Source organism: Microbacterium sp. C448 (genome assembly GCF_000582705.2).
GTDB lineage: Bacteria > Actinomycetota > Actinomycetes > Actinomycetales > Microbacteriaceae > Microbacterium > Microbacterium lacus_A.
The window spans coordinates 1-4807 of record NZ_HG779718.1; the positions used below are offsets into that span (position 1 = coordinate 1).

4 protein-coding genes and 1 pseudogene are annotated in these 4807 nt (G+C 68.6%); 4 read left to right on the top strand and 1 reads right to left on the bottom strand.

What is annotated here, in order from left to right; genetic code table 11:
* Positions 1-8: 8 nt before the first annotated feature.
* A complete protein-coding gene (locus MIC448_RS16730) occupies positions 9-164 on the top strand; it encodes a hypothetical protein (RefSeq protein WP_373457230.1) in 156 nt (51 codons plus the stop codon).
* Between the two features lie 4 nt (positions 165-168).
* Positions 169-777, top strand: a complete 609-nt coding sequence (locus MIC448_RS11015) for a TetR/AcrR family transcriptional regulator (protein WP_036299528.1) — start codon at positions 169-171, stop codon at positions 775-777.
* Between the two features lie 34 nt (positions 778-811).
* On the opposite strand, the gene MIC448_RS11020 is transcribed toward MIC448_RS11015, so the two are convergent.
* Entirely contained in the window at positions 812-2362 is a 1551-nt protein-coding gene (locus tag MIC448_RS11020) for a sodium:solute symporter family protein (protein ID WP_051513640.1), read from the bottom strand.
* 210 nt (positions 2363-2572) lie between these two features.
* On the opposite strand from MIC448_RS11020, the gene treZ reads away from it, so the two are divergent.
* On the top strand, positions 2573-4315 hold the full coding sequence (gene treZ / locus MIC448_RS11025; RefSeq protein ID WP_036299530.1) for a malto-oligosyltrehalose trehalohydrolase: 1743 nt from the start codon (positions 2573-2575) through the stop codon (positions 4313-4315).
* Between the two features lie 179 nt (positions 4316-4494).
* A pseudogene (locus tag MIC448_RS11030) lies at positions 4495-4807 on the top strand (tryptophan-rich sensory protein); the annotation flags it as partial.

Consider the following 4807-nt stretch of genomic DNA (forward strand, 5'->3'; position numbering starts at 1 on the left):
TCGCGGCGCTGCCACAGCCCATGACGATCGGGCGGGTCGCGCTCGAGGACGGCACGAGCGTGGCCGGATTCCTCGCCGAGCCCGTCGCGTTCGAGGGCGCGCCGGACATCAGCGCGCACGGCGGATGGATGGCCTACCTCCGCCGGGATCAGAGCGCAGAATAGAGGGATGACGACGTCGATGCCGGGCCGACCGCGCCTCCAGCCGGGCGAGCCCGGCGTCGAGTCCCGCCAGCAGCTCGTTGATGCCGCCGCGTCCCTCTTCGCCGAACGGGGGTACGCGGCCACGAGCACCCGCCGGATCGCCGAGCGAGCCGGCATGCGGCAGGCCAGCATGTACTACTACTTCGCGGGTAAGGAAGAGATCCTGCTCGAGCTGCTGCAGGCGTCGATTCGTCCGACGCTTGATCGTGCTTCCGACTATCTGGGTGAGACGGATGCGCGCCGGGCGCTGTATGCCCTCGCCCGCGCCGACGTCGAGACGCTGCTCGCCGAGCCGCACAACATCGGCACGATGTACCTCTCTCCCGAGATCGCGGGCGAGGCTTTCGCGCCGTTTCGCGAGGCACGCGACGAGCTCATCGGGATCTACGGCGAGCTGGCGGCGCGTATCAGCCCGGGCGCTGACGCCCTGTTTCTCGGAACGTGCTGCATTCAGCTGGTCGATGTCGTCGTGCGGTTCCGCCAGGAGGGCGCGGTACCCGACGACCTGCCCGACCGCATCGCGGCGGCCTGCCTCCGCCTGGTCGAAGGCGCCTTGCTCGAAGACGCAGGCTGAGGCAGACCGGCGCGGGCCGTGGGCCCGACCGTGATCAGGCCCGCACGGGATCGTCGGATGCAGCGCCCGTCGTCGCGTCCGTCTCGGCGGCCTCGCCCAGGACGTCGCTCTGCTCGAGTCGCAGCGCCTCGACGGCATCGCGCTCGTCGCCGAGTTCGGCCTCGGTCCGCGGCGACAGCCACGAGACCAGGAAGAACACCGAGAGGCTCACGGCGAAGGCGATGAGCGTCGCCCATCCGTCGATGCTCGTGTCGAACAGGGTGTTCGGGATGTAGAAGATGTTGTTCTCGAGCCCGTAGAGCGTCGGCTGCACGCCGAGCAGTGCGATCCGGACCACCAGACCGACGGCGGCCGAGATGAACAGGGCGTTGCGGCCCGGACGGTTCCAGAAGATGCCGATGATGAAGGGACCGGCGAGGCACGCGAGCATCAGGTCGAAGGCCAGGGTCAGCAGGATCGCGGTCTGGCTGGTCTGGATCGCGAGCAGCGAACCGATGATGACGACCGGGAACATGGCCACGCGGGTCCAGCGCAGCAGCGGGTCGCGCTCGGAGTCGGCCGGTCGACGCACGCGGAAGATGTTGCGCACCGTCACGGCCGAGGTCGCGAGGATCGCGCCGGACGCGGTCGAGAACGAGGCCGCGACGATGCCCGAGAGCACCAGGATCGACAGCAGCGGCGGTGCCCAGCCATCCAGCAACTGGTACAGCACCGGTCCGTCGGCGGCGGTGAGACCGAGAGTAGCGGATGCGGTCAGTGCCACGAGCGCGAAGATGATGCCGACGCCGGCGGTCAGCGCGGCGGCGCTCAGGCAGGCGCGGCGCGCGACCCGCGGGTTGCGGGCGCCGAACACACGCTGCATGAAGTCGATGGCGACGATGTCGCCGATGCCGAGCGCGATCAGGGTGGCCCAGTTGATCGGTGCCCCGAATTCGGCGCTCGTGAGCTGCTCGAAGTCGAACGGCCCCATGCCCTCGGGGATGATGATGCCGAAGCTGAAGGCCGTCCAGATCAACAGGGCGACCGATGCCACGACCGTGATGGTGGTCTGGATGGCGCCCGTGTAGGCGTCCGAGACGAGCCCGCCCGCGATCGTGTACGACAGCACCAGCACGACCGCGATGATGACACCCCACGCGTAGGGGATGCGGGCGAACCGCTCCATGAGATACCCGCAGGCGACCAGGTTGCCGGCGAGCAGGATCGTGAACGCGACCACCATGATCACGCTCGCGAAGACCTCGTTCGTGCGGCCGTAGCGGATGCGGAAGTAGTCGCCGAGGGTGAAGAGCTTCATCGCGTTGAGGGGCTTCGCGAGGAACAAGCCGACGAGGGTCAGGCAGATCGCGAGCCCCAGCGCGAGAGACGCGCCCGACCAGAATCCGAAGTCGGCCGTCAGATCGGTGTTGCCGACGGTGGCGTTCGCGTCGACGGCCGCGGCCGTGAGTGACGCCGCCACGAGTGGAACGCCGAGGCGCCGGCCCGCGACGAGGAAGTTGGCGCTATCGCCGTCTATTCGTCTGGCCACGACGATCCCGACGACGAGAATCACGAGCACGGTCAGTGCGACTCCGAAGATGATCATGGCGACTCCCTGGTGAGAACGTTGGGTGCGACGGTCGGGTTTCTGTCAGGCGATAGAAACCCATGTTGTCGACGCAAACCGCCCCGCGATTTTCCGGGATGTATCGATCTCGTGAAATGTCGCGCGCGTCGCCGGAGCGCGGGCGCTACTGGCGGTGGAGGGACGCGTCAAGAGGTGGGATGATTCCGGTCCGGATGACAGGCTGGGAACATGAGCATCGAGGTTTGGGCACCGAACGCACGCCAGGTCCGACTGCGCCGGGGGGACGCGACGGAGGTCGAGCTGGAACGCGCCGCGGACGGCTGGTGGTCGCGTGATGTCGAACTCGCCGACGGCGAGGAGTATGGCTTCGTCATCGACGGCGGCGCGCTCCGCCCGGATCCGCGCGCCCGGCGCCAACCGCGGGGTGTGCACGAGGCATCCGCACACGTCGACCTGGCCGACTTCGCCTGGACCGACGCCGACTGGACGGGTCGCCAACTGGCGGGCGGGATCATCTACGAACTGCACATCGGGACTTTCACGCCCGAGGGGACGTTGGAGGCCGCAATCGAGCGGTTCCCCCACCTGATCGAACTCGGCGTGACCCACATCGAGCTGCTGCCCGTCAACGGCTTCAACGGCGTGCACAACTGGGGCTACGACGGCGTGCTTTGGTACACCGTCCACGAGGCGTACGGCGGACCGCGCGCCTACCAGCGCTTCGTCGATGCCGCCCATGCCGTCGGGCTCGCGGTCATCCAGGACGTCGTCTACAACCACCTCGGGCCGAGCGGCAACTACCTGCCCGAGTACGGACCGTACCTGCGCACCGGCGAGCGGAACACCTGGGGCGACTCCATCAACCTCGACGAGCCCGCCGTGCGGTCGTACATCGTCGATAACGCCCTGATGTGGTTGCGCGAATACCACGTCGACGGGCTGCGCCTGGATGCCGTGCACGCGCTGCTCGACAGCGGCGAGAAGCACATCCTGCAAGAGCTGGCCGAGGCATCCGATGCCCTCTCGGCGCACCTGGGTCGGCCGCTGACGCTCATCGCCGAGTCCGACATGAACGACCCGAAGCTCATCCTGCCGCGCGAAGCGGGCGGGTATGGACTGACCGCGCAATGGAGCGACGACTGGCACCACGCCACGCACGTCGCCGTGAGCGGCGAGACCGTCGGCTACTACGAGGACTTCGGTGCGCTGGACGCACTGTCGAAGGTCTGGACCGAAGGGTTCTTCCACAACGGCACGTACTCGTCGTTCCGCGAGCGCGAGCACGGCTTCCCGATCCCGGCCGAGGTGCCGACGTGGCGCCTCGTGACGTTCGCTCAGGACCACGACCAGATCGGCAACCGCGCCGCCGGGGACCGACTCTCGCAGTCGCTGTCGTACGGGCGCCTCGCCGTCACCGCCGTGCTGACCCTGACCGCACCCGGCACACCGATGCTCTTCATGGGTGAGGAATGGGGCGCCTCGACGCCCTGGCAGTTCTTCACGTCGCACCCCGAGCCCGAGCTCGGCGAGGCGACGGCGAAGGGCCGACTCGAGGAGTTCACCCGCATGGGGTGGGATGAATCGGTGGTGCCCAACCCGCAGGACCCCGAGACGTTTGAGCGGTCGAAGCTCGATTGGACCGAGGCATCCGGGGGCGACCACGCGCGTCTGCTGCAGCTCTATCGCGAGTTGGCGGCCCTGCGCAGTGCATGGCCCGAGCTGACCGACCCGTCGTTCGCGGAGCTGCGGGCGGAATCGGCGGAGGGCGCCTCGGGCGAGGTCGGGGCGCGCGCCTTCGCGCTCGGACGCGGAGATCTGTCGGTGCTCGTGAACCTCACGGGCGAGGCCGTGTCGTGGGACGTCGCGCCCGGCCGCGTCATTCTGCTGACGACCGACGCCACGGCGCTCGTCGCCGACGGCGAGGCCGTCGTGCCGTGCGAGGCCGCTGTGGTCGTGGGGCCGCTCCGCTGAGACGCGAGTTCGGTCCGAGCCGCGTCGACGGCGTTCACGATTCAGTCTCTGCGCGGCCCGGGGTTGACCTCGCCCGCGGTTTTCCGGGCACCGACCCCGGCCGTGACACCGCGCAGACTGAATTGTCAACCGTCCCTCGACGCTGTGCCTCGCCGCAGGGCCCGTCATAGGCTGAGGAAATGACCATTCCCGGACAGCCGACCGAGGCGCGAAGCCTCGATCTCGTGCGCCAGATCGTCGTGATCTCTGCGCTCGTGTTCATGCTCATCGCCGCGATGGTGGGTGTCGGGGTCTTCGGCGGCACACCGATCGCCGAGGCCCAGGGCGGCGCGCTCGCCGCAGATGCGACCCTGCTCGCGCCCGCTACCCCCGCTTTCTCGATCTGGTCGGTCATCTACACAGGACTCGCGGCCTACACGGTCTGGCAGGCCCTGCCCGCGCAGCGAACCTCGGCACGTCAGCGCTCGATGGGCTGGTGGATAGCGCTCAGCA